The sequence below is a fragment of the Bacteroides finegoldii DSM 17565 genome (assembly GCF_000156195.1).
GTDB classification, from domain to species: Bacteria; Bacteroidota; Bacteroidia; order Bacteroidales; family Bacteroidaceae; genus Bacteroides; species Bacteroides finegoldii.
The window spans coordinates 157,639-180,689 of the sequence record NZ_GG688323.1; the positions used below are offsets into that span (position 1 = coordinate 157,639).

General features: G+C 43.5%; 21 protein-coding genes, 1 tRNA gene and 2 pseudogenes. 14 read left to right on the plus strand and 10 right to left on the minus strand.

Annotated elements, in window-relative coordinates:
* Positions 1-10: 10 nt before the first annotated feature.
* The 4 genes from BACFIN_RS10200 to BACFIN_RS10185 form a co-directional block, all read right to left on the minus strand.
* The gene (locus tag BACFIN_RS10200) at positions 11-2,380 is read right to left on the minus strand and encodes a GumC family protein (protein ID WP_007753120.1); all 2,370 of its coding nucleotides are present in this window, start codon (positions 2,378-2,380) and stop codon (positions 11-13) included.
* Positions 2,381-2,389: 9 nt separating this feature from the next.
* The gene (locus BACFIN_RS10195; RefSeq protein ID WP_007753122.1) at positions 2,390-3,187 is read right to left on the minus strand and encodes a polysaccharide biosynthesis/export family protein; all 798 of its coding nucleotides are present in this window, start codon (positions 3,185-3,187) and stop codon (positions 2,390-2,392) included.
* Between the two features lie 38 nt (positions 3,188-3,225).
* The gene (locus BACFIN_RS10190) at positions 3,226-4,362 is read right to left on the minus strand and encodes an MraY family glycosyltransferase (protein ID WP_007753124.1); all 1,137 of its coding nucleotides are present in this window, start codon (positions 4,360-4,362) and stop codon (positions 3,226-3,228) included.
* Positions 4,363-4,453: 91 nt separating this feature from the next.
* Positions 4,454-5,029 carry a UpxY family transcription antiterminator gene (locus BACFIN_RS10185; RefSeq protein ID WP_007753125.1) on the minus strand — a complete coding sequence of 192 codons (576 nt, stop codon included), beginning with the start codon at positions 5,027-5,029 and terminating at the stop codon, positions 4,454-4,456.
* A gap of 325 nt (positions 5,030-5,354) precedes the next feature.
* Here BACFIN_RS10185 and BACFIN_RS10180 point away from each other — a divergent pair, with 325 nt between their 5' ends.
* Positions 5,355-6,359, plus strand: a complete 1,005-nt coding sequence (locus tag BACFIN_RS10180; protein WP_007753127.1) for a beta-ketoacyl-ACP synthase III — start codon at positions 5,355-5,357, stop codon at positions 6,357-6,359.
* A gap of 75 nt (positions 6,360-6,434) precedes the next feature.
* On the opposite strand, the gene BACFIN_RS10175 is transcribed toward BACFIN_RS10180, so the two are convergent.
* Positions 6,435-6,508: transfer RNA gene (locus BACFIN_RS10175), tRNA-Asp, on the minus strand.
* Between the two features lie 157 nt (positions 6,509-6,665).
* Between BACFIN_RS10175 and BACFIN_RS10170 the strand changes: the two genes are divergently transcribed.
* Both BACFIN_RS10170 and BACFIN_RS10165 read left to right on the plus strand, forming a co-directional pair.
* Positions 6,666-7,982 carry an aminotransferase class I/II-fold pyridoxal phosphate-dependent enzyme gene (locus tag BACFIN_RS10170; protein WP_007753128.1) on the plus strand — a complete coding sequence of 439 codons (1,317 nt, stop codon included), beginning with the start codon at positions 6,666-6,668 and terminating at the stop codon, positions 7,980-7,982.
* Positions 7,983-8,074: 92 nt separating this feature from the next.
* The gene (locus BACFIN_RS10165) at positions 8,075-8,665 is read left to right on the plus strand and encodes a YqgE/AlgH family protein (RefSeq protein WP_007753129.1); all 591 of its coding nucleotides are present in this window, start codon (positions 8,075-8,077) and stop codon (positions 8,663-8,665) included.
* Positions 8,666-8,702: 37 nt separating this feature from the next.
* Here BACFIN_RS10165 and BACFIN_RS10160 read toward each other — a convergent pair whose 3' ends face one another.
* The 3 genes from BACFIN_RS10160 to recR are packed head-to-tail and all read right to left on the minus strand — an operon-like array spanning position 8,703 to position 10,339.
* Positions 8,703-9,239 carry a GNAT family N-acetyltransferase gene (locus tag BACFIN_RS10160; protein WP_007753130.1) on the minus strand — a complete coding sequence of 179 codons (537 nt, stop codon included), beginning with the start codon at positions 9,237-9,239 and terminating at the stop codon, positions 8,703-8,705.
* A gap of 5 nt (positions 9,240-9,244) precedes the next feature.
* Entirely contained in the window at positions 9,245-9,694 is a 450-nt protein-coding gene (locus tag BACFIN_RS10155; RefSeq protein ID WP_007753131.1) for a hypothetical protein, read from the minus strand.
* Between the two features lie 27 nt (positions 9,695-9,721).
* Positions 9,722-10,339, minus strand: coding sequence for a recombination mediator RecR (gene recR, locus BACFIN_RS10150; RefSeq protein ID WP_007753134.1), 618 nt, complete (start codon positions 10,337-10,339; stop codon positions 9,722-9,724).
* A gap of 90 nt (positions 10,340-10,429) precedes the next feature.
* Here recR and BACFIN_RS10145 point away from each other — a divergent pair, with 90 nt between their 5' ends.
* The 7 genes and pseudogenes from BACFIN_RS10145 to BACFIN_RS10115 all read left to right on the plus strand — a co-directional run bounded on the left by BACFIN_RS10145 (position 10,430) and on the right by BACFIN_RS10115 (position 17,384).
* Entirely contained in the window at positions 10,430-11,884 is a 1,455-nt protein-coding gene (locus tag BACFIN_RS10145) for a sodium:solute symporter (RefSeq protein ID WP_007753137.1), read from the plus strand.
* A complete protein-coding gene (gene yihA, locus BACFIN_RS10140; protein ID WP_007753144.1) occupies positions 11,875-12,480 on the plus strand; it encodes a ribosome biogenesis GTP-binding protein YihA/YsxC in 606 nt (201 codons plus the stop codon). Before BACFIN_RS10145 ends, yihA begins: the two co-directional genes overlap by 10 nt.
* A gap of 2 nt (positions 12,481-12,482) precedes the next feature.
* A complete protein-coding gene (locus tag BACFIN_RS10135) occupies positions 12,483-13,082 on the plus strand; it encodes a DUF4923 family protein (protein WP_032839582.1) in 600 nt (199 codons plus the stop codon).
* A gap of 99 nt (positions 13,083-13,181) precedes the next feature.
* Positions 13,182-13,582, plus strand: a pseudogene (locus BACFIN_RS20765) (DUF1573 domain-containing protein).
* A gap of 104 nt (positions 13,583-13,686) precedes the next feature.
* Complete coding sequence (locus BACFIN_RS10125) at positions 13,687-15,675, plus strand: OPT family oligopeptide transporter (protein WP_007753150.1); 1,989 nt, start codon at positions 13,687-13,689, stop codon at positions 15,673-15,675.
* Between the two features lie 48 nt (positions 15,676-15,723).
* Entirely contained in the window at positions 15,724-16,452 is a 729-nt protein-coding gene (locus tag BACFIN_RS10120) for an N-acetylmuramoyl-L-alanine amidase-like domain-containing protein (RefSeq protein ID WP_007753152.1), read from the plus strand.
* 14 nt (positions 16,453-16,466) lie between these two features.
* The gene (locus tag BACFIN_RS10115; RefSeq protein ID WP_007753153.1) at positions 16,467-17,384 is read left to right on the plus strand and encodes a PorV/PorQ family protein; all 918 of its coding nucleotides are present in this window, start codon (positions 16,467-16,469) and stop codon (positions 17,382-17,384) included.
* Here the strand turns inward: BACFIN_RS10115 and lipB are convergent.
* Complete coding sequence (gene lipB, locus BACFIN_RS10110) at positions 17,341-18,024, minus strand: lipoyl(octanoyl) transferase LipB (protein WP_007753155.1); 684 nt, start codon at positions 18,022-18,024, stop codon at positions 17,341-17,343. The genes BACFIN_RS10115 and lipB overlap by 44 nt on opposite strands.
* A 66-nt stretch (positions 18,025-18,090) precedes the next feature.
* On the opposite strand from lipB, the gene BACFIN_RS10105 reads away from it, so the two are divergent.
* Positions 18,091-18,930 carry a helix-turn-helix domain-containing protein gene (locus BACFIN_RS10105; RefSeq protein WP_007753157.1) on the plus strand — a complete coding sequence of 280 codons (840 nt, stop codon included), beginning with the start codon at positions 18,091-18,093 and terminating at the stop codon, positions 18,928-18,930.
* A gap of 139 nt (positions 18,931-19,069) precedes the next feature.
* Here the strand turns inward: BACFIN_RS10105 and BACFIN_RS10100 are convergent, their stop codons facing one another.
* Positions 19,070-21,280 carry a heavy metal translocating P-type ATPase gene (locus tag BACFIN_RS10100; protein WP_007753160.1) on the minus strand — a complete coding sequence of 737 codons (2,211 nt, stop codon included), beginning with the start codon at positions 21,278-21,280 and terminating at the stop codon, positions 19,070-19,072.
* A gap of 233 nt (positions 21,281-21,513) precedes the next feature.
* Between BACFIN_RS10100 and BACFIN_RS21750 the strand changes: the two are divergent.
* From BACFIN_RS21750 to BACFIN_RS10095, 3 genes and pseudogenes are all read left to right on the plus strand, one after another.
* Positions 21,514-21,761, plus strand: a pseudogene (locus BACFIN_RS21750) (metallophosphoesterase); the annotation flags it as partial.
* A 23-nt stretch (positions 21,762-21,784) separates the two neighbouring features.
* The gene (locus tag BACFIN_RS0219860) at positions 21,785-22,030 is read left to right on the plus strand and encodes a YecH family metal-binding protein (RefSeq protein ID WP_230325585.1); all 246 of its coding nucleotides are present in this window, start codon (positions 21,785-21,787) and stop codon (positions 22,028-22,030) included.
* Between the two features lie 152 nt (positions 22,031-22,182).
* Positions 22,183-23,034, plus strand: coding sequence for a DUF3298 and DUF4163 domain-containing protein (locus tag BACFIN_RS10095; protein WP_022276441.1), 852 nt, complete (start codon positions 22,183-22,185; stop codon positions 23,032-23,034).
* Positions 23,035-23,051: the final 17 nt, after the last annotated feature.

Below are 23,051 nucleotides of genomic sequence, written 5' to 3' on the forward strand. Positions count from 1 at the left end.
TGTAATTAAATTATTCTTTTTCTGAATAATACCCATTTACATGCCCGTATCCGTAGCCATATCCATAACCTTGCCCGTAACCGTAGCCGTACTTCTTCTTTTCTACCTGACTGTCATTCAACACGATACACATATTCTTGAATTTGCCGTCCTGATGCAAGCGTTCCAGTTCGGGCAAGTAACGGCGGTCTAACACTCCGTCACGAATAACATAGATTGTGAGATCTGTCACACGGCTGACGATGGCCGCATCTGCCACCACCAAAGCGGGGACATTATCCAAGATGATGTAATCATACCGTTTCTTCAGTTCGTCGATCAGCTGATCAAAACGTTCATTCATCAGCAGTTCTGCCGGATTGGGAGGAATGATTCCCGCAAAGATGGTATCGACTTGAGGATGGAAAGCTCCGACGGTTATCAGAGTGTCCGGATTTGAATTCAGACCGGACAGATAGGTACTTAATCCTTCTTTCCTGTTTACTCCCGCCAATTTACTTTGAGTGTGTTTGCGCAGGTCTGTGTCGAGTAATATGACTTTCTTTCCGGAAATAGCTAAAGCAACCGCCAGATTGCGGGAGACAAATGATTTTCCTTCGCCGGACAAGGTAGAGGTGAACATCAGGACACGGGCTTCTTTCGCTATGAAGTTCAGATCGACACGGAGCATACGGAAAGCTTCGGAGATACGGTCGTTTCTGCTATCACTTACTACAATCGCATCGTCTCCTTCCGAATCTTTGCGTGCCGGAATCTCACCGACAATCGGAATGGTAGTGTATTCTTCAATATCCTTACGTCCGCGGACGGATGTGTTCAACAGCAGGATGATGACCTGTACTCCCAATGGTATCAGCAGCCCTACTATAAAGGCAGCAGCCAGTATGGAAGAACGTGCGGGAGATACCGGTGAATAGGAGCCGAAAGGTTCTTCAACCACCCGGATATTGGCTTCGGTAATGGCCAGTTGCAAGGCGTTCTCTTCACGTTTGTTGAGCAGGAAGGTATAGAGGGTCTCTTTAATAGATTGCTGGCGCATAATGCTCAACGCCATCTTTTCCTGCTTGGGTACTGCCTGAATGCTTGACGCCAGGCGGTTCTCCACTGCTTTTGCCTTATCCAGACGAAGACGCAAGGTTTTCATATAATTGTCCATAGAGCCTGAAATTGTCGCACGCATTCCTTCCAGATTCTTATCCGCTGCCTGAACTACGGGATTCTTCTCGCCCGAACTTTCTTTCAGGCGGTTGCGTTGCAACATAAGTTCGTTATAGGCGGTAATCTGGCTCTGCATACTGACATCTCCCACTCCTGTCACGTTCGGAATCAGCTGGTCTTTGCGGGTAACATCCGCCAGGTAGGTCTTGATGGACCGCGCAATAGACAACTCTGTCTCCAATTGTGCGCTTTCTTCCTTTACTTTACTGCTCTCAGCCAAGTATTGCGTGGCATTGGCACTCATATCTACAATCTGATTGCGTTGCTTGAAATCGGTGAGGTCTTCTTCTACGTCACTTAGTTCACGGCTGATAATAGAGATACGTTCGTCAATGAATTTAGCTGTGTTGGCCGCAATGCGGTTTTTATCTTCTATGATCGTCTCGCTGTATACTTTCACCAAAGCGGCCAGAATAGCGTCGGCACGGGATATATTGGTATCGGAACAGGTTATCTGTACCAACGTGGTGCGTTCGCCTGCCAATGAGGTCGCTATCTTGGACTGGTAAATGTTTGTTGCTATCTCCGGACTGATACGGCTGACTGATATCGGTTGGGAAAGATAGGCGGACAAGTTTTCCGGACGCAACTGCACGACGATTCTTCCCGCTTCTGTCCGGATGGTGTCATTGTACGTTAGGTCCTGCTCCTGCATTCGGCCCTTTTCTCCCGCCACTTTCCAGTCGGATATACGGAACTTTGTCGTGTTGAGGGGAGTAATATTGAATGACACTGGCTGATTGTAAGGGTCGATAAAATGAACTTCTACCGGTGATTCCGCATAAAGGGGAGCATCACGCAGTATGCCGTCTTTGGCATAACCCACATCCAGATGAAGGCGATTGACTACTTCACGAAGCAACTGGTGGGAACGCAGGATATAGATTTCATTATCGACACTGGTTCCTGTTATGCCTCCGCTCACTTCGAGCATGGCGGACATGTCCGAAGCGGATTTTTCTTTATCTTTCACCAGCATCACTGCCTGGCGCTGATAGACCGGCTGAATGGTCAGTACATAAAAATAAGCTGATCCCACGCATACTAAAACGGACAGGACAAACCAGTACCAGTTGGCTATGATCAGTTCGACGACATCACGAAGATTGATTCCTCCTTCGTCTTTCTTGGGTGTTCTCTCGTTTTCCTGAATATATTCCATATTTTCTTTTTACTTGCTTAGTACGACAATCAGGGATACAATGGAGGCTAATACGGAAATGATACTTGCTCCCGCTCCCAAATATGACAATGCGGAGCTTCCTTTCACGTTGATGGATTTGTTGGGTTCTACATATACCACATCGTTCTGCTGAAGATAATAGCAGGGAGACTCAAGTACATCCCGACCGGAAGTAAGATCGACCGTATAGGTGTGTCTTTTCCCTTCTTCTTCACGAAGTACGAGGATATTGGTACGTTTGGCCGTGGGTGTCAGGTCGCCTGCCATGCTAAGCGCTTCGAGCAGTGTGATGCGGTCGCCAGCCATCTCATGCACGCCGGGATTGCTTACCTCGCCCATTACCGATATTTTCAGTCCTTTGATGCGGACACTCACAGCGGGGGCTTTGATATATTGTCCTTCTTCCAGACGTTTTTTGATTTCGTCCGCCAGTTGGAGGCGGGTCAGTCCCGCTGCCTGTATCTCACCCAAGACAGGTACGTCTATCTTTCCGTTCTTGTCTACCTGGACTCCGGTGGTTTCCTGGATATTCGTGCCTCCACCGGATGTGGATGAGCCTAGTATCTGCGTATTGGCAAAGGGAGCAAGCAGTTCCGGCTCCTTACTGCTCACCATGATATAGAGCTGGTCGTCCGGTTTGATACGTAATTCATAGTCCTGCTGTATCACCTGAGCGGGATTTGCCAATGAATCAACTCCTTGCAGGTAGATCATCTTCTTGGAAGAGATGCAGGAAGTTCCTGTCAGTAGGATAAATAATAAAAGTCCGAAGTTTATCTTTTTCATTATTTGTTGATGTATGTATAAAGTAAGTATGTGTTTGATTACCAAAAGAAATTCCGATATGTCTTATACCATTTCCTGCCTGTGGCAGTTTCATGTTTCATGATGAAATAACGGATGATGAAATGAGTAGTCAGCCAGAAAGCCAAATCCAGTAAAAGCATGAAAGTGGTATTGATATAGAATGATAATATAAAGTTGGAGACAACGAAAAACAGTGACAGCATGAGCAGGGTTATCATCACGGTACGTACTTTCATGCCTGTACGCAACAGGCGATGGTGGATGTGGTTCTTGTCCGGTGTAAAGGGATTGCGTCCCTCACTGACACGGGAATAGAACACACGCACGACATCGAGCAGGGGAATCAGCAGTGTGGAGACGGTCACCATATTCAGGTTCATCGTAAACGGGTCCCAAAGCTGTGTCTTCTGCCAGAAATGCAGGACTAGAAAGCTGAGTATATAACCTAACGTCAGACTTCCTGCATCGCCCATGAATAGTTTCCTGCCGGAAACGCTGAATACATTATAATAATAGAAGGTAATGACGACTCCCAATGTCGCTGCCGCCAGAAAAGCATGAGTCCATTGGCCGACGAGCGCACAAACGATAATAAGCAGTCCCAGTGCAATGCAGCTCAGACCAGAAGCCAGACCGTCGATACCGTCAATCAGATTGATGGCATTCGTGATGTATACAGTAAGAAAGACTGTCAACGGCATTCCGATATAAGCCGGTATCTCATGCAGCCCCAGCAATCCGCCCAAATCATTAATCCACAAACCGGACAACGGGAAAAGAAGAGCTGCCAGAATCTGTATGACAAACTTATAACGATAGCCTACTCCGACAAGGTCGTCGGCAACTCCTACCAGGTACAAAAGGGTGAGGCCTACTATTAAGAATAAATATTGTATGAACAGATCGGAAGCCCATAGCATATCGACCGGATGATTGGTATAATAACGGATCCCCGTGACAGAACATAAGGCTATCAGGATGACAGGAAGAAAAGAAAGACCGCCCAGACGAGGAATCGGAGTTTTATGGACTTTCCGGCTATCAGGAACATCAAAAAGACGTTTCTTGTAGGAGATGAATAAAATACGCGGAATAATTACAGTGGCAAGCAGTATGGATAGTAAGAATATGCCTGCTAGATAAGCAATAATCATGATTTCCCCAATAAAATTACATTGATTGTTACAAACTTATGCGGCAGAGCGCTCACATAAGTTCTTCATATATACCCCAATTAATAAATTACTACACCACCCGTTCGATATATCCCACAGGCATATCGACACTGGCACATCCGAGCATATCCAGCCGGACGGCAATTTTTGTCTTCCCGTTCAAAGTAACCAGCTCACCTTCCAGTCCTCTCAACGGGCCTTTTATGACACGTACTTTCTCACCCGGACTCAATGGAGTATTACTCATATTGACTGCTTCCTCCGAATAGTCTAACATGAATTTGAACTTCTCCATTTGGGTATCGGGTATAACAGCCGGAGCGCTCTCACCATGAAGCACCATATAACGGCTGACGGCCGATAGCATAAGAACGTCTTTCTGTTCTTGTGCATCAACACGTACAAATATTTTCATCGGAATTACGATGTGATCGATCTGCTTGCGACGATCACTCCACAGATGGGTCTTTCTTTGAACCGGAACATAGTTTTCTATGCCCATTTTTGTTAGCCGCTCGCTTGTCTTTTTCTCGTGATAAATACGAACTTGAGCAACCAACCAACGCTTTTTAGACAAGGCTACGCCGTTACCTGTCACATGTGCAGGTAAAACCTTAGTCGTTACGCGTTCAGAAGTAAGTTTCATTATTTATAAAGATCACCCCGTCGCCCAAAGAGCTACCGGATAATTTTGCCGCAAAGATAAATAAAAAAATACAGACTCAATAAAGAATTCAAAAAACTTTTTACTTATTACTAAAAACCGTCCACGCACATCTTCCTGCAAACACAAGAAAACGATTAACGCTTTTGGAAAAATTTGGCATAATATTCCTTTTTATTATTTAAAAAGGTGGCTGTGACATAGACAGTCATTGGATTTTATTCTCTTTTCTATATATTTGCGCCCGCATTTATCATTTGGGATTAATTACCTCATTCTAAAAAAACAGCAAAATCAATTTAAAACAATGGAGAGTATAAACGCAGTAATTACAGGAGTCGGGGGATATGTGCCCGATTACATCCTGACCAATGATGAAATTTCCAAGATGGTGGATACCACCGACGAATGGATTATGGGACGTATCGGCATTAAGGAAAGGCGTATCTTAAAAGAAGAGGGACTCGGTACTTCATACATAGCGCGTAAAGCGGCCAAACAGTTGATACAACGCACAAAAACCAATCCGGACGACATCGATCTGGTTATCGTCGCTACCACCACACCCGACTATCGTTTCCCTTCAACCGCCTCAATCGTATGCGAAAGGTTGGGATTGAAAAATGCTTTTGCCTTCGATATGCAGGCTGTGTGCAGCGGATTCTTATATGCATTGGAGACGGGGGCTAATTTTATCCGTTCGGGAAACTATAAGAAGGTAATCGTAATAGGAGCCGAGAAGATGTCGTCCATCATAGATTATACAGATCGTGCTACTTGTCCTATCTTCGGTGACGGTGGTGGTGCTGTCATGCTGGAGGCAACAACGGAGAATGTGGGGATTATGGACGCGGTATTGAGAACGGATGGTAAAGGGTTGCCTTTCTTACATATAAAAGCAGGCGGTTCGGTATGTCCTCCCTCCTACTATACGTTGGATAACAAGATGCATTATATTTATCAGGAAGGACGCACCGTGTTCAAATATGCAGTAGCCAATATGTCCGATGCTTGCGAGGCTCTGATCGAAAGGAATCATCTTAGCAAGGAGAAGATCGATTGGGTAATTCCCCATCAAGCTAATCAACGCATTATCGCGGCAGTCACACAACGGTTGGGAATACCGCCGGAGAAAGTCATGGTGAACATCGAACGGTATGGCAACACAAGTGCCGGTACACTTCCGCTCTGCCTCTGGGACTTTGAGAATAAGTTCAAAAAGGGAGATAACCTGATTTTCACAGCATTTGGAGCCGGATTCGCTTGGGGAGCCATTTATGTAAAATGGGGGTACAACGGAAATAAAGAATAATAGAAGAGAGTAATAAAAAATCCCTTTGATTCTCAATGAATCAGAGGGATTTTTTATTTTTTCTTGGTTGAGAAGCGGTGCGTACGGGACTCGAACCCGTGACCCCATGCGTGACAGGCATGTATTCTAACCAACTGAACTAACGCACCAAAATATCATTTGACAATCACAATCTTCTTGATTGCGGATGCAAAGGTAGATATTTTTTTGAAACCTACAATAGCTTTCATATCTTTTTTCTGAAAAAGTGGGTTTATTAAGAATTATCGTGTACATTTGCAGCTATTACATAAAATAGAAAATAGAATGAAAAATACACCAATTGAACGACATCTGATTGATGAAACCATAAATGAGTTTCAAATTGTCGATTTTTCTAAAGCAACCATTCGTGAAGTGAAAGCTATTGCTTCAAAAGCGGAAGCCGCATCAGGGGTTGAGTTTATCAAGATGGAAATGGGTGTTCCGGGACTTCCTCCTTCTGCCGTTGGGGTGAAAGCAGAGGTTGAAGCGCTACAAAAAGGGATAGCCAGCCTATATCCGGACATTAACGGACTGCCCGAATTGAAAAAGGAGGCTTCTAACTTTATCAAGGCATTTATTAATGTGGATTTAAGCCCGGAAGGCTGTGTACCTGTTACCGGTTCTATGCAAGGCACATTCGCTTCTTTCCTCACTTGCAGCCAATGTGATGAAAAGAAAGATACGATTCTGTTTATCGATCCCGGTTTTCCGGTGCAGAAGCAGCAGTTGGTTGTGATGGGGCAGAAATACGAGACATTCGATGTATACGATTACCGAGGCGACAAATTGAAAGAAAAATTGGAGAGTTATTTGAAGAAAGGCAATATATCTGCAATCATCTACTCAAACCCCAATAATCCTAGTTGGATCTGCTTGAAAGATGAAGAGTTGAGGATTATCGGTGAACTGGCTACGCAATATGATGTGATTGTACTGGAAGATCTGGCCTATTTCGCAATGGACTTCCGTCAGGATTTGAGCAAGCCGTATCAGGCTCCTTACCAGCCGTCGGTAGCTCATTATACGGATAATTATGTCTTGTTGATTTCCGGTTCGAAAGCGTTCAGCTATGCCGGACAACGTATCGGTGTAAGTTGTATTTCCGACAAGTTATATCACAGAAGTTATCCGGGACTGACAAAACGGTACGGCGGCGGAACTTTCGGGACCGTCTTCATTCATCGGGTGCTCTATGCACTTTCTTCCGGAACGAGTCATTCTGCACAGTTCGCTATGGCTGCCATGCTGAAAGCAGCTAATGAAGGACAATACAATTTCCTCAATGAAGTGAAAATATATGGTGAAAGAGCGAAGAAGTTGAAAGATATCTTCCTGCATCACGGGTTCCATCTGGTATATGACAATGACTTGGGTGATCCTATTGCAGACGGATTTTATTTCACAATCGGATATCCGGGAATGACTAGCGGTGAGCTTGCCAAGGAGCTGATGTACTACGGTGTAAGCGCTATCTCATTAGTGACTACCGGAAGCCATCAGGAAGGTTTGCGCGCGTGTACCTCTTTTATTAAAGACCATCAATATGCACAACTTGATGAAAGAATGAGATTATTTGCAGAAAATCATCCGGTAGCCTGACGTTTGCGGTAAGACATCCATAAAAGCACCCTGCTAAATCAAAAAAAACGGAAATAACGATAATTATTCCGTTTTTTTATTAATTTAGGGGCATGAATATCAACCTGGACATATTTAAGATTCAATCGAATAATGTATTGCCGTCAAGAGGAAAGATTTTGATATCCGAACCTTTTTTACGCGATGCAACGTTTGGCAGATCCGTAATTCTACTGGTCGATCATACGGAGGAAGGAACTATGGGATTGGTCATCAATAAACAATTGCCACTGCTTCTCAATGATGTTGTCATGGAATTTAAGTATTTGGATGAAATACCTCTCTACAAGGGTGGTCCTGTAGCGACTGATACTTTATTCTACCTCCATACTCTAGAGAAAATTCCCGGCTCTATCCCTGTCAGTAAGGGGCTTTTCCTAAACGGTGATTTTGAAGAAATAAAGAAATATATATTGCAAGGGAATAAAGTGAATGAATGTATCCGCTTTTTCTTGGGATATTCCGGTTGGGAAAGCAATCAGTTACATAGTGAGATAAAGGAAAACACATGGCTGGTATCCAAAGAAGAGAACTCATATCTGATGAGAAACGACACCAAAGATATGTGGAAAGAGGCTTTGGAAAAGCTAGGCAGCAAGTATGAAACGTGGTCACGTTTTCCACAAGTGCCTACGCTGAACTGACATTTAGGCTTTCATTACCTATCTTATAGGAATTCAGTTATTTTCGGGGATTCAGACATTGAAGAAGTACGGCATCTTTATAGCATCCCTCTACCTGTAACCAGTTCTTTAAGAGTCCGCATTGGGTAAAGCCACACGATGCAAATAGTTTCAGACAGACCTCGTTGTCCACTGCCACGTGTGCATAGAGCTGCTTCAAGGACAGAAAACCGAAAGCATATTCGCAAAGTAGCTTCAGCGCATCGGTTGCATAGCCTTGCCGACGATAGTTTTTATGCACGGCAATACCGACCTCTCCACGCGAATGGAGCGGAACAAAATCAGTAATATCAATAGTGCCTAGTATGTCATGATCGGATTTACTCACAATCATCAAGCGTAATTGCTTGTCTGCAAAGACATCACATTGTGAGCCTTCGATATATTGGCGCAGTACATAACGGGAATAAGGGACTGTGAAATTGCTGATATCCCACATAGAAGGATCATTCTCCATCTCGTACATAATATCCATATCTTCCGGCTCTACTGCACGAAGATAGATGCGCTCGTTTGTCAGATAAGATTGTTTCATGCGCTTTAGTCTTTTGTGATGTGAAGTTCGTTACGCAATCTTTTCTCACTGGGCAGACAGAAAAGAGAAGCCGTCAAGCCAATGAGCATACAAAGATTGCCGGTACTGCTTAATGTCAAATAGTAACATAGGATGTTGGCTACAATGGCAACTTCAAGTATTCCCAATCGGACAATGCTCCATTGCACATAACGTTTCAGTGCTAGCGTGATAGTCATATTGTCTATTTTCTTTTTGAGCACCAAGCTGAATAGCTTCAAAGAAAGAGGTACGCAAAGTGCCGTCAACAGAATGCCGATAGTCTCAAAATAATAAGTAGCCTGTACATTATCTACCAGATTTCCTACGGGCAAGAGATCGAACTCCCCTGCTCCAAGCAGAAAAGCCGGAAATACCCAAAAGAAAACATAACCTATATTCAAATTCCTGACAGCACGTTTTATCTGTTCTTCCATGTTCGTTCTAAACTTCTAAATATTAAATTATACAGTTCCGGTGAAAAGAGTCCGGTTCACAATACTACGCCCCAAAGTTACTTCATCGGCATATTCCAATTCATCTCCAACGGATATGCCACGCGCAATCACACTCAGTTTAACCCCTAGTCTATCCAATTTACGATAGATATAGAAATTGGTAGTATCTCCTTCCATCGTTGTGCTCAAAGCCAGAATTACCTCCTTAATTCCTCCTTCGGATACCCGCCGCACCAGACTTTCAATCTGAAGGTCGCTCGGTCCCACTCCGTCCATTGGAGAAATGACTCCTCCTAAAACATGATAGAGCCCCCGATATTGCTGGGTTGCTTCTACCGCCATCACGTCGCGGATATTCTCTACTACGCAAATAGTGGAAGCATCCCGTTGTGGATTGGCGCAGATCTGGCAAATTTCAGTATCAGATATGTTATGACATACCTTACAGTACTTCACCTCTCGTTTCAATGTCATGATGGAATTTCCGAAAGCCTCTACGGTGGCCGTATCCTGACGAAGCAGATGCAAAACAAGCCTCATGGCCGTTTTACGTCCTATACCCGGCAACTTGGAAAATTCACCGACCGCCTTTTCGAGTAATATGGAAGGATATTGTTGATTCATAGATAATAATTACGGTTCTATCGATATTTTGGCGCAAAGATACAGATTATTGTTATAATACCTACAAAAAACACTACCTTTGCAGTCGATATGATGATACTTGTCACTATAATATGCTACTTTGCGGTATTATTATTAATAGCCCGTATCACCGGATATAAAGGCGGATCGAATGCAGCGTTCTTCAAGGGAGAGAATAAATCTCCTTGGTATGTGGTTTCTTTTGGCATGATCGGCGCCTCTATTTCCGGAGTGACCTTCGTTTCTGTTCCCGGCATGGTGCGTGGCATGGATATGACATATATGCAGACGGTATTCGGCTTTTTCTTCGGATATATGGTGGTAGCGCATATATTGCTTCCCTTATACTATAAACTCAACTTGACAAGTATATACGGCTATCTCGGCACACGCATCGGAACGCGTGCCTATCGTACCGGCTCGTTTTTCTTTTTATTGTCGCGTATGTTGGGAACGGCAGCCAAACTCTATCTGGTTTGTCTCATTCTCCACACTTATGTATTTCAGGAGATGCATATTCCCTTTTGGATAATCGCTGTCGGATCGGTTGCCTTAGTATGGGTGTATACCCACAAAAGCGGAATAAAAACGATTGTATGGACAGACACTTTGCAGACTTTCTGTCTGATAGCAGCACTGATTTTTATTATCTATTTTACAATTCAAGAATTAGGACTGGATTTTAACGGCATTATCCAGACCATTCAGCACAATGAACACAGCAGAATTTTTGTCATGGATGATTGGGTATCCCGGCAAAATTTCTTTAAACAGTTCTTTAGCGGTATCTTCATCGTGATTGTAATGACCGGACTCGACCAAGACATGATGCAAAAGAATCTGTCTTGCCGTAATCTTCGCGAAGCACAGAAGAATATGTATTGTTACGGATTCTCATTTATTCCGCTAAACTTTCTATTCTTGTGTCTGGGAATATTACTGATTACATTAGCCGGACAAATGCAATTGGCATTACCTGCTATGAATGATGATATTTTACCCATGTTTGCAGCGCAAGGCTATCTGGGACAACCCGTTCTGATACTTTTTACAATCGGTATTATCGCAGCCGCTTTCAGCAACTCGGACTCCGCACTGACGGCCATGACAACCAGCGTATGCGTGGATTTGCTGAATACGGAAAAAGACAGTGAAGAAACGGCACGCCGCAAAAGGAATAAGGTACATTTATCCCTTTCAGTCTTACTGACTTTCTTCATCTGCCTCGTAGAAACTCTAAACAATAAAAGTGTAATTGACGCGATCTATATCATCGCCTCTTATACTTACGGTCCCTTATTAGGAATGTTTGCTTTCGGACTTTTTACCCGCAGACAAACCAACGATCGGTGGGTTCCGTTGATAGCTATCCTTTCACCCCTACTCTGTTACCTCGCCGATTGGTGGATTGGAAAAGAAACCGGATATAAATTCGGTTATGAATTGCTAATGTTAAATGGAACACTTACCTTTGCAGGGCTAATATTGATGTCAAAGAAACAAATGACTAGAAAATGGAAATAACAAGCGCAGAATTTGTGATTAGCAACACAGACGTGAAGAAATGTCCGGCAGGCACTTTTCCCGAATATGCTTTCATCGGTCGTTCTAATGTAGGAAAATCGAGTCTTATCAATATGTTGACCGCCCGCAAGGGATTGGCTATGACTTCTGCCACTCCGGGAAAAACTATGCTTATCAACCATTTCCTGATTAATAAAAACTGGTATCTTGTCGATCTTCCGGGATATGGCTATGCCCGTCGCGGTCAGAAAGGGAAAGACCAGATACGCACGATAATCGAGGATTATATTCTTGAACGGGAGCAGATGACAAACCTTTTTTTATTAATAGACAGTCGCTTGGAACCTCAAAAGATTGATCTCGAATTCATGGAATGGCTGGGGGAAAACGGCATTCCTTTTTCTATCATTTTCACCAAAGCCGATAAACTGAAAAGCGGACGATTGAAGATGAATATCAATGCTTATCTCCGTGAACTGAGCAAACAATGGGAAGAACTCCCTCCCTACTTTATTTCTTCTTCGGAAAACCGCACCGGACGGACAGAAATACTTGATTATATAGAAAGCATAAACAAAGATCTCAATATAAAATGAAAATGAAGAAGAATTTTTTATCTGCTACCTTGATGGTGGTATTTATGCTGACGGCAACTAACAGCCAGGCACAATCATGGGCGGACTTGTTGAATAAGGACAACATCTCAAAAGTTGTGAACGCCATTACAGGAAACACTGAAACGATCGACATGACTGGAACATGGAGTTACAAAAGCTCAGCCGTCGAGTTCGAATCGGATAATCTGCTGATGAAAGCAGGAGGTGCAGCCGCAGCGACAATGGCGGAAAACAAGTTGAACGAGCAGTTGAGCAAGATTGGCATTAAGGACGGGCAAATGAGTTTCACGTTCAATGCAGACAGTACTTTCACCAGCACAGTGGGAAAGAAAACATTGAAAGGAACTTACTCCTACAATGCTTCCACCAAACAAGTGGACTTGAAATATTTGCGATTGCTGAACCTGCACGCTAAAGTGAATTGCAGTTCTAATTCACTGGAATTGTTATTCAACTCGGATAAATTGCTAAAATTAATGGCGTTTATCGGTAGTAAAAGCAACAGTACCGCACTCAAAACCGTTAGTTCTCTGGCCGATAACTATGACGGAATGATGCTTGGATTCGAGCTTGCCAAATAGCAAATACAATCCGTTTAATACTATTTCGCACTCTATAAAGTATATTTTAAGGGAAAAAGCATTACCTTTGGCACTTGTAATCAAAAAAGAGAAGGAAAAATGAAAAAGATACTTTTTTTTATGACTTTGTTCAGTAATGGGGGCGAAGTTTTAGTCATTTGCTCAAACCAAATGCAGATATTAAGTTTGACAAAACAACTCACGACTTCGGCAAGCTCTCAGAAAACAGTCCGGTAGTTAGTTGTACATTTACCTTTACTAATATCGGTGACGCTCCTTTGGTAATCCACCAGGCGGTAGCTTCATGCGGATGTACTGTACCCGAATATACGAAAGAACCTATCATGCCGGGCAAAAAAGGTACAATCAAAGTGACTTATAACGGAACAGGCAAATATCCGGGACATTTCAAGAAATCAATCACTTTGCGTACCAACGCCAAAACAGAGATGGTAAGATTGTATATTGAGGGCGATATGGTAGCAAAAGACGCTAAATAAAAAATTTTAGGCTATTACATAAAGGAGAATCTTTCGGTTCTCCTTTTTTTTTGTTTACTTTGAAGACGGAAACGTAAATTGACACATTAGCAAATTATAAAACTATGAAACAAGAAGAAGACAAATTCACCGGGTTGCCCGAGAATGCGTTTAGAGAATTGAAACCGGGGGAAGTATACAACCCGTTGATGGGTCCCTCAAAAAATTATCCGGAAGTTAACTTCTGGTCGGTAGCATGGGGTATTGCTATGGCAATCCTCTTCTCAGCCGCCGCAGCCTATCTGGGATTAAAGGTAGGCCAAGTATTCGAGGCGGCTATTCCTATCGCCATTATTGCTGTAGGAGTCTCCGGAGCTGCCAAAAGAAAAAATGCGTTAGGAGAAAATGTTATTATCCAGTCTATCGGAGCTTGTTCCGGAGTGATTGTGGCCGGAGCGATCTTCACACTTCCTGCTCTTTATATCCTTCAGGCAAAATATCCAGAGATGACAGTTACTTTCATGCAGGTATTCATCAGTTCCCTGCTGGGTGGTGTACTGGGAATTCTGTTCCTGATTCCTTTCCGGAAATATTTCGTAAGTGATATGCATGGCAAATACCCTTTCCCTGAAGCGACAGCTACCACACAGGTATTGATCTCCGGAGAAAAAGGCGGAAGCCAAGCCAAACCCTTGCTGATAGCGGGAATGATTGGTGGACTATATGACTTTATCGTAGCCACATTCGGTTGGTGGAATGAGAATTTTACGACCCGTGTGTGCAGTGCCGGAGAAATGCTGGCGGAAAAAGCCAAACTGATATTCAAGGTAAATACCGGAGCTGCCGTATTGGGATTAGGTTATATAGTCGGATTAAAATATGCTTCCATCATCTGCGCCGGTTCATTGGCTGTATGGTGGATTATCATTCCGGGCATGTCCGCTATTTGGGGAGACAGTGTGCTGAATGCATGGAATCCGGAGATTACATCCACTGTAGGAATGATGAGTCCGGAAGAAATATTCAAATATTACGCTAAGAGCATTGGTATCGGCGGTATTGCTATGGCAGGTGTCATTGGTATCATCCGTTCATGGGGAATCATTAAAAGTGCAGTTGGGCTAGCTGCCAAAGAGATGGGCGGTAAAGGCAATGTAGAGAAAAACATCATCCGTACACAACGGGATCTCTCGATGAAGATTATTGCAATCGGTTCTATCATCACTTTGATACTCATCGTACTGTTTTTCTACTTTGATGTAATGCAAGGAAATCTGCTACACACATTGGTAGCGATTCTTCTAGTTGCCGGCATTTCTTTCCTGTTCACTACGGTAGCCGCCAATGCGATTGCAATTGTCGGTACAAATCCCGTATCGGGTATGACATTGATGACACTGATTCTGGCCTCTGTAGTAATGGTAGCCGTAGGACTGAAAGGCCCTTCAGGCATGGTTGCAGCATTAGTGATGGGCGGTGTGGTATGTACCGCACTTTCAATGGCCGGAGGTTTCATTACCGACTTGAAAATCGGTTATTGGCTGGGAAGTACCCCTGCCAAACAGGAGACCTGGAAGTTCTTGGGAACAATTGTATCGGCTGCAACTGTAGGCGGTGTAATGATTATCCTGAATAAGACATATGGATTTACGAGCGGAGCATTAGCTGCTCCACAGGCAAATGCGATGGCTGCTGTTATCGAACCGTTGATGAGTGGTGTAGGCGCACCCTGGTTATTATATGGCATCGGTGCTGTCTTAGCGATTATTCTGACTCTTTGCAAGATTCCTGCATTAGCTTTCGCACTAGGTATGTTTATTCCATTGGAACTGAATGTGCCGTTGGTTGTAGGCGGAGCTGTCAATTGGTTTGTGACCAGCCGCAGCAAAGATTCGACTATCAATACGGAAAGAGGAGAAAAAGGAACATTGCTGGCTTCCGGTTTCATTGCCGGTGGCGCGTTAATGGGGGTTATCAGTGCCGCAATGCGCTTCGGTGGAATCAACTTGGTGAACGAAGCATGGCTGAACAATACTTGGTCGGAAGTGTTGGCATTAGGGGCATACGCCCTACTGATTCTCTATTTTATCAAAGCCTCAATGAAAATTAAATAAGCAAACATGAGGAGACTTTTATCCGTCATAGTATCGTTTATAAGTGCAATGACTTTTGCCCAACAACAGCCTGCGGAGCTTACTCCGCAGGACTCTCGAACGATGCTGCAAATCGGAAAGTCTTATTTGGGAACCCAATATGTGGCCAATACGCTAGACCGGGATGGAGAAGAAGAGCTGGTTATCCGGACCGATGCAGTGGATTGCCTCACTTTTGTAGAATACACACTGGCGCAAGCTCTCGGATCTTCTTTTACTGAGAACCTGCAAAAGATACGCTACAGAGATGGAATTATCGACGGATATCCTTCCCGTTTGCATTACACCTCCGATTGGATCGAGAATGGTATCCGTCAAGGATTCCTTACGGATGTGACGGCAGAGAACAGCGTACAAACTCTTCAATTAAGCCTCTCTTATATGTCCGCTCACCCAAAACTATATAAAAAGCTAGCCAATTCTCCGGAAAACGTAACCCGAATGACCGAATACGAGAAAGCATTATCCGGGAAAATCGTACATTGGCTGCCGAAAAGCGAATTACCGGAAAATGGATTATCCTGGATTATGGACGGAGATATTATCGCCATCACAACGAAACTTCCCGGGCTGGACATTGCTCACGTTGGGATAGCGCAATATATAAAAGGGAAACTGCATCTGCTACATGCTTCCTCTACACTGGGAAAAGTAGTTGTCAGTGATAAGCCCCTCAATCATATGCTTAACAATAATAAATCGTGGACAGGTATACGTGTTGTCCGAATGTCTCACTAAAAAAATAACGAATTATGAAACGAGTTAAACATTTCCTTCTAGCCTCGTGCTTATTCCCCGCTTTGCTGGGAGCACAAGAAATGGCAAATGCCAACTTTCTGGAACTTACTCCGGATGCCCAATCGGCAGGTATGGCAGGTACAGGATTAGCTATCACCGATAACGGTAGCACAGCTATCTTTCATAACGCCTCTACAATCGCTTTCTCACAGGAAGCAATGGGCGCTAGTTATTCATACGCTGATATCAACAAGGACTGTGCGCTGCACAGCGCATCTCTTTTCTATCGGATCGGAAGAGAAGGTATTCATGGATTTGCTTTGGGATTCCGCCACTTCAAGGATCCTAAAATAATGGATTACCGTCCCCGTATATGGGATTTGGAAGCTGCCTACTTCAGGAATGTAGCCAAGAACTTATCACTGTCATTGACATTCAGATATCTGCAAGAAAAAGTAGCAAAGGAAGCAGATAGCAAGAGCAGTGTTGCTCTTGACTTTGGTGCCACCTATTATCGGAATACGGATCTTCTGGATGGAATGGCTTCTTGGTCTATCGGTTTCCAAGCCGCCAACTTGGGCAAAAAGCTGGATGGTCAGAAATTGCCTGCACGATTGGGATTGGGAGGTAGTGTCGACCTTCCATTCAGCGTGGAGAATCGTTTGCAAGTAGCACTTGACTTCAACTATCTTCTTCCTTCCGAAATCCGGCATTTGCAAGCAGGAATAGGAGCCGAATATAACTTCCTGAAATATGGAGTAGTCCGCGCAGGATATCATTTCGGAGACAATGATAAAGGAATAGGTAACTATGGTGCGCTGGGTTGTGGAATTAATTTCTGGCCAATGCGCGTCGATTTCTCTTATGCACTGGCCGATAAGGATTGCCTTATGCACCAAACTTGGCAACTGGGATTCGGAGTAGTTTTCTAAATTCATTTTCAAGGCGCTGCTTCACTTCGTCCATAGGTATCTCACGTTTCAATTCCTGACGAAGAGAAGTGACGCCTTTATCAATAAACCCGCAAGGGTGAATATAACTGAAATACCGTAAATCCGTATTTACATTCAATGCCAACCCGTGCATTGTAACATAATGACTGCTCCTTACTCCTATCGCACAAATCTTACGGGCACGAGGGGTATCACCTTCCAACCATACGCCTGTAGCTTTCTCCAACCTCCCCGCTTCAATGTCATAAGAAGCACATACACGTATCACCGCTTCTTCCAACAAATGAACATATTCCTTTAGTCCTAATGCAAATTCATCCAAATTCAATATCGGATAACACACCAACTGTCCGGGACCATGATAAGTGATGTCCCCTCCCCGATCTATATGATAAAGAGTAGCGCCAATCGCCTTCAGCTGCTCATCACTCAGCAACATATTATTTTCTTTTCCACTGCGCCCCAATGTATAAACGTGCGGATGCTCACACATAATAATGAGGTTCTCATAGACTTCACTCTGGGCTTTTGCCCGAACTACACCGTCAAACCACTCCGCCTGCCGTTGCCATGCTTCGGCATACGGTATTAAATTCCAATCGATAAAAGTTGTTTTCATAAAAACAAAGGTAAGAAATAAAAAGAAAATATGTACTTTTGCACTGTAAATATAACAAACACAACTATGAAAATGGACTTCCCACAGGTAGACTTGCCTACCGAAGTATTAGCATGGACGAATGTTACGGAAGACATTCTCAATATTTATAAGCAATCGTGTCGGTTGCAGGCATGTATTGTTGCCATCTGCACCGAAGGCTCGATGAAAGCCTCCATCAATCTGCTTGATTATGAAATTCGTCCTAATGACCTGATAACATTGTTACCGGGAACAATCATCCAATTTCGGGAGAAAACAGAAAAAGTATGCCTCTGCTTTGCCGGTTTCTCCGCCTATTGTGCCGAACGAATCAATCTGATGAAAAACATCGGTAATGAATATCCAAAACTGATAGAACAGCCGGTAATCCCTCTCAATGAAGAAGTAGCCAGCTATCTGAAAGACTATTTTGCTCTATTATCGCGTGTCAGTTGTAATGAGAACTTTGAAATGGATTCTGAATTGGTTGAATTATCTCTTCAGACTATCTTGACAAGCATACGGTTGATATATCGTAAATTTCCGGGTGAAAACAATAGTTCGAACCGTAAAAAGGAAATTTGCCGGGAATTGATTCAAGCCATCACCGAGAATTATAGAGATGAACGTCGTGCACAATTCTACGCAGATAAACTAGGAATATCGCTTCAACATCTAAGTACAACCGTAAAACAAGTGACAGGCAAAAGTGTGTTGGATACCATTGCGTATATTGTGGTCATGGACGCCAAAGCGAAACTGAAAGGAACTAATATGACTATTCAAGAGATAGCTTATTCTCTAAATTTCCCCAGTGCCTCATTCTTTGGTAAGTATTTTAGACGGTACGCAGGAATGACACCATTGGAATTCAGGAACAGATAATTCCTGTGAAGAGCGATAGAGGATAAAATTATAAATAACGACCCCAAAAAAACGAACGGTGAACAAGTTGCGCATAATCCGCAAAGTATTCACCGTTTATTATTTACTTACAGTTTGTTTTCTTTTTACAGTCGCTTACTCATTTTCTTCCCAAGCTCAATGAATTGAGCACTACGCTCACACTGGAGAAGGCCATTGCAGCACTTGCCAACATCGGATTCAATAACAAACCGTTCAATGGAAACAAGATACCGGCAGCAATAGGAATGCCGATCAGATTATAAATAAACGCCCAGAAAAGATTCTGATGAATCAGTTTAACTGTCTGCTTTGACAACTGAAAAGCTTTAGGAAGCAGCAATAAATCCGATGTCATCAAAGTTACCATAGCTACGTCCATAGCAATATCAGTTCCTTTCCCCATGGCAATGCTCACGTCAGCCAGTGCCAAAGCCTGCGAATCGTTGACACCATCTCCTACCATAGCGACTTTCTTTCCCTGCATTTGAAGCTCACGCACAAACTCGGCCTTATCGTCCGGCAGAGCGTCAGCGACAAAACGTTCAATCCCTAAACGGGAAGAAACAGCTAATGCCGTCCGTTGCCCGTCACCCGTCAACATACAGATGTCAATACCTTGACGTTTCAGTTCTTTTACCGCTTCGGCAGAAGTAGCCTTTATCGGGTCAGAAACAGCAATGATAGCCAATAATTCATTTTCACGTCCAAAGTAGATGATACCATTGCCATCCGATTCATAGCGAACCAGCATTTCAGCCATCACATCATTTACTGTCGCACTGAAATCTTTTAGGAGTTTATGACTACCTACCCAATAGGTATCTCCCTCATAAGAGACCTTGATTCCTTTTCCCGTAATACTCTCGAAGCTGTCCAATGCAGCGGGTTTTACCTTCTCCTCGTTTTGAAGAGCAGACACGATAGCACCGGCAAGCGGATGTTCCGATCTCATTTCCGCAGCTAAAAGCACATCTTTGAAATAAGGTTCCTGCGATTGTGCCCATAACCATCCGGTAGCAGTAGGGTGTCCTTCGGTCAATGTCCCGGTTTTATCCAGTACAACGACATCCACTTTACGCATTTGTTCCAAAGCTACCGCGTCTTTAATCAGAATATGCTGGCTGGCAGCTTTGCCTATTCCCACCATCAATGCAGTAGGCGTAGCAAGTCCCAAAGCACACGGACAAGCAATGACAAGGACAGAAACAGCCGACAGAATACCATAAGAGATATATTCACTGCCACCGATGGCAACCCATAAAACAAATGTCAGGATAGCAATCCCCAATACGACAGGTACGAAAATTCCGGTAATGCGGTCGACAATACGTTGTACGGGAGCTTTGCTGCCCTGTGCTTCCTGCACCATGGAAATGATGCGGGCAAGCACCGTTTCACTACCTACCTGTGTGGCATATATGATGAACGAGCCACGCTGGTTGATCGTTCCTGCCAAGACTTTATCGCCTTTCTTCTTTTCTACCGGAACCGGTTCACCACTAATCATACTTTCGTCAACATACGAATCGCCTTCGGAAAGCTGACCGTCCACCGGTATCTGTTCTCCCGGGCGTACAACAACCATATCACCTATCTGGAGGTTCTCGATCAGAATCTCCTCTTCCGCTCCATTGCGCAGAACCCGGGCAACTTTAGGCTGCATTCCCATCAACTTGCGAATAGCAGTCGAGGTATTGCCTTTAGCACGCTCCTCCATCAATTTTCCGGTAAGAACGAAAGCGATAATCACTGCAGAAGCCTCATAATAGACGTGCGGTTCCAATCCACGAGCATACCAAAATTCGGGGAAGAACGTATTGAACAGACTGAACAGAAAAGCAATGGAAGTACTAAGTGCAACCAGTGTATCCATATTGCTCCGTCCCAGTTTAGCCTGTTTCCAAGCCCCGGTAAAGAAACCACCTCCGAAAAAGACCATGACAGGGATAGCAAGTACCATCTGAATCTCATTAGAGTATGGTACATGCATCAGTATCATGGAAAACACCAGCAACGGTACTATCAAAATCCAAGCCCCAACCACTTTCCACGTCAAACGAGTGTACCGCTTATGCTGCTCCTCTTCCCGGCGTTCCTCCCTGTGGGCTTCTTCCACAATCAGGTCATAACCTGCCGCAAGCACAGCCGCACGGATTTCTCCGGGAGTCAGTTGATCCTTCTCATAAGAAACAGTCAACGTATTGGTAGCAAAATTAACGGAAGCCTCGATAACTCCCGGCATTTTTTTCACTGTTTTTTCTACATTATTAGCACATCCTGCACAGTGCATATTAAGCACAGGAAATGCCTTCTTTATTGTGTTACCCATATAATTATAGTTTACGCCTTTCCCGACTCCTTAAAAGGAGTCGGGAAAGAACCATTGTTTATTAATAGAAACAAGCTAACACAGGTATTTGTTCAATTACTTCTTATCAGTCTTTTGATTACCTTTCTTTTTTTCTTTTTCAAGTTTCTTTGTTCGCTATTTCCTGTTTTTACTCACTATTCCTAGCTAAATTAAAACGTATTCCGATATATCCTTTTGCCCCGTGTACCGGTATATTATTGGATCATCAACCTTTTACCCTGAAAGAAACGGAAGCTGCCGACATCGACTTGCAATTCAGAGGGCATACACACCACGGACAAACATGGCCTATCAATTGGGTGACTGATTATATATGCAAAGCCACGGTTATCGCCAATGGGGAAACACACATATATATGTATCTTCCGGATTGTCTCTATGGGGACCACCCTTCAGAATAGGGACACATGGCGAAATGGTTATTTTCAATTTTCAATGAATATTAATATAACATTGTCACATATGTTACAACCTCCGGGCAATCTCTGCCTTATCTTTGCAGAAAAAATGATGGAAGGCAATAGCTACTCGGAAGCATCATTACGGGAAGCAATCATTCAAAAATTCGGTAAACAACAGCATTTCTATGCCTGTTCGGCAGAAGATATGGATGTGGATACCCTCATCGAATTTCTGAAGAAGAAAGGAAAATTCATGCCGGTAGAAAATGGGTTTACAGTAGACATAAGTAAAGTCTGCAACCACTAAGCCTAATTCCCGCACTCTACAAGAAAAGCAGCTTACCGAAAGAGCGAATACCTGAATATTTTTCTGTTTTTATTCGTCCGATTCATGAATTTCATCTATATTTGTCAATAGTGAATGATAGAACAAATGTAGAATTTATAGAAAAAACGAGTATGAAAAAACAATATGTCAGTTTGCTTGCTATTATACTTTCAGTAAGCGGCTTTTTCTTTTCTTGTCATGACAAGATGAACAAAAACACTGGTGCGTTACAGTTCGATAGTATCCGGGTAAATGAGACGGTACACCTCTTTAATGATACAGCCAAACCGGCATGTAACATCATCATCAATTTCACCTATTCCGACAAGTCAACGGATGATATGCTGAAAGACAGTCTGAATGCCTATTTCATATCCGCTTGTTTCGGCGACAAGTATATCGGAGAAAAGCCGGAGGAGGTTATAAAGCAATATACAGAGAATTATGTCAACGAATATCGCCGTGATCTGGAACCGATGTATGCCGAAGACGAAAAAGACAAAGAGGACGAATCCTCCATCGGTGCCTGGTATTCATATTATAAAGGTATAGAAAGCCATGTACAACTATATGAAAAGGACTTGCTTGTATATCGCATCGACTATAACGAATATACCGGAGGCGCACACGGCATTTACATGACTACCTATCTGAATATGGACCTCACACTGATGCGTCCGCTCCGTCTCGATGACATCTTCGTAGGAGAATATAAAGATGCGCTGACCGACTTAATATGGAACCAGCTCATGGCTGATAATAAAGTGACGACTCACGAAGCATTGGAAGACATGGGCTATGCTTCTACCGGAGACATCACTCCAACCGAAAATTTCTATTTAAGCAAAGAAGGGGTAACTTTCTATTACAATGTCTACGATATCACTCCATACGCTATGGGTCCTGTGAAAGTGACCGTGCCGTTCCCGATGATGGAGCATTTATTAGGCAGTAACCCGATTCTGGGAGAACTAAAAGATTAAACTTCATAAAAAACGAA

Excerpts from the sequence above, each read along its gene's own strand:
- BACFIN_RS10200 (WP_007753120.1), bottom strand. The coding sequence starts at position 2,380 with ATGGAATATATTCAGGAAAACGAGAGAACACCCAAGAAAGACGAAGGA.
- BACFIN_RS10195 (WP_007753122.1), bottom strand. The coding sequence starts at position 3,187 with ATGAAAAAGATAAACTTCGGACTTTTATTATTTATCCTACTGACAGGA.
- BACFIN_RS10190 (WP_007753124.1), bottom strand. The coding sequence starts at position 4,362 with ATGATTATTGCTTATCTAGCAGGCATATTCTTACTATCCATACTGCTT.
- BACFIN_RS10185 (WP_007753125.1), bottom strand. The coding sequence starts at position 5,029 with ATGAAACTTACTTCTGAACGCGTAACGACTAAGGTTTTACCTGCACAT.
- BACFIN_RS10180 (WP_007753127.1), top strand. The coding sequence starts at position 5,355 with ATGGAGAGTATAAACGCAGTAATTACAGGAGTCGGGGGATATGTGCCC.
- BACFIN_RS10170 (WP_007753128.1), top strand. The coding sequence starts at position 6,666 with ATGAAAAATACACCAATTGAACGACATCTGATTGATGAAACCATAAAT.
- BACFIN_RS10165 (WP_007753129.1), top strand. The coding sequence starts at position 8,075 with ATGAATATCAACCTGGACATATTTAAGATTCAATCGAATAATGTATTG.
- BACFIN_RS10160 (WP_007753130.1), bottom strand. The coding sequence starts at position 9,239 with ATGAAACAATCTTATCTGACAAACGAGCGCATCTATCTTCGTGCAGTA.
- BACFIN_RS10155 (WP_007753131.1), bottom strand. The coding sequence starts at position 9,694 with ATGGAAGAACAGATAAAACGTGCTGTCAGGAATTTGAATATAGGTTAT.
- recR (WP_007753134.1), bottom strand. The coding sequence starts at position 10,339 with ATGAATCAACAATATCCTTCCATATTACTCGAAAAGGCGGTCGGTGAA.
- BACFIN_RS10145 (WP_007753137.1), top strand. The coding sequence starts at position 10,430 with ATGATGATACTTGTCACTATAATATGCTACTTTGCGGTATTATTATTA.
- yihA (WP_007753144.1), top strand. The coding sequence starts at position 11,875 with ATGGAAATAACAAGCGCAGAATTTGTGATTAGCAACACAGACGTGAAG.
- BACFIN_RS10135 (WP_032839582.1), top strand. The coding sequence starts at position 12,483 with ATGAAGAAGAATTTTTTATCTGCTACCTTGATGGTGGTATTTATGCTG.
- BACFIN_RS10125 (WP_007753150.1), top strand. The coding sequence starts at position 13,687 with ATGAAACAAGAAGAAGACAAATTCACCGGGTTGCCCGAGAATGCGTTT.
- BACFIN_RS10120 (WP_007753152.1), top strand. The coding sequence starts at position 15,724 with ATGACTTTTGCCCAACAACAGCCTGCGGAGCTTACTCCGCAGGACTCT.
- BACFIN_RS10115 (WP_007753153.1), top strand. The coding sequence starts at position 16,467 with ATGAAACGAGTTAAACATTTCCTTCTAGCCTCGTGCTTATTCCCCGCT.
- lipB (WP_007753155.1), bottom strand. The coding sequence starts at position 18,024 with ATGAAAACAACTTTTATCGATTGGAATTTAATACCGTATGCCGAAGCA.
- BACFIN_RS10105 (WP_007753157.1), top strand. The coding sequence starts at position 18,091 with ATGAAAATGGACTTCCCACAGGTAGACTTGCCTACCGAAGTATTAGCA.
- BACFIN_RS10100 (WP_007753160.1), bottom strand. The coding sequence starts at position 21,280 with ATGGGTAACACAATAAAGAAGGCATTTCCTGTGCTTAATATGCACTGT.
- BACFIN_RS0219860 (WP_230325585.1), top strand. The coding sequence starts at position 21,785 with ATGTTACAACCTCCGGGCAATCTCTGCCTTATCTTTGCAGAAAAAATG.
- BACFIN_RS10095 (WP_022276441.1), top strand. The coding sequence starts at position 22,183 with ATGAAAAAACAATATGTCAGTTTGCTTGCTATTATACTTTCAGTAAGC.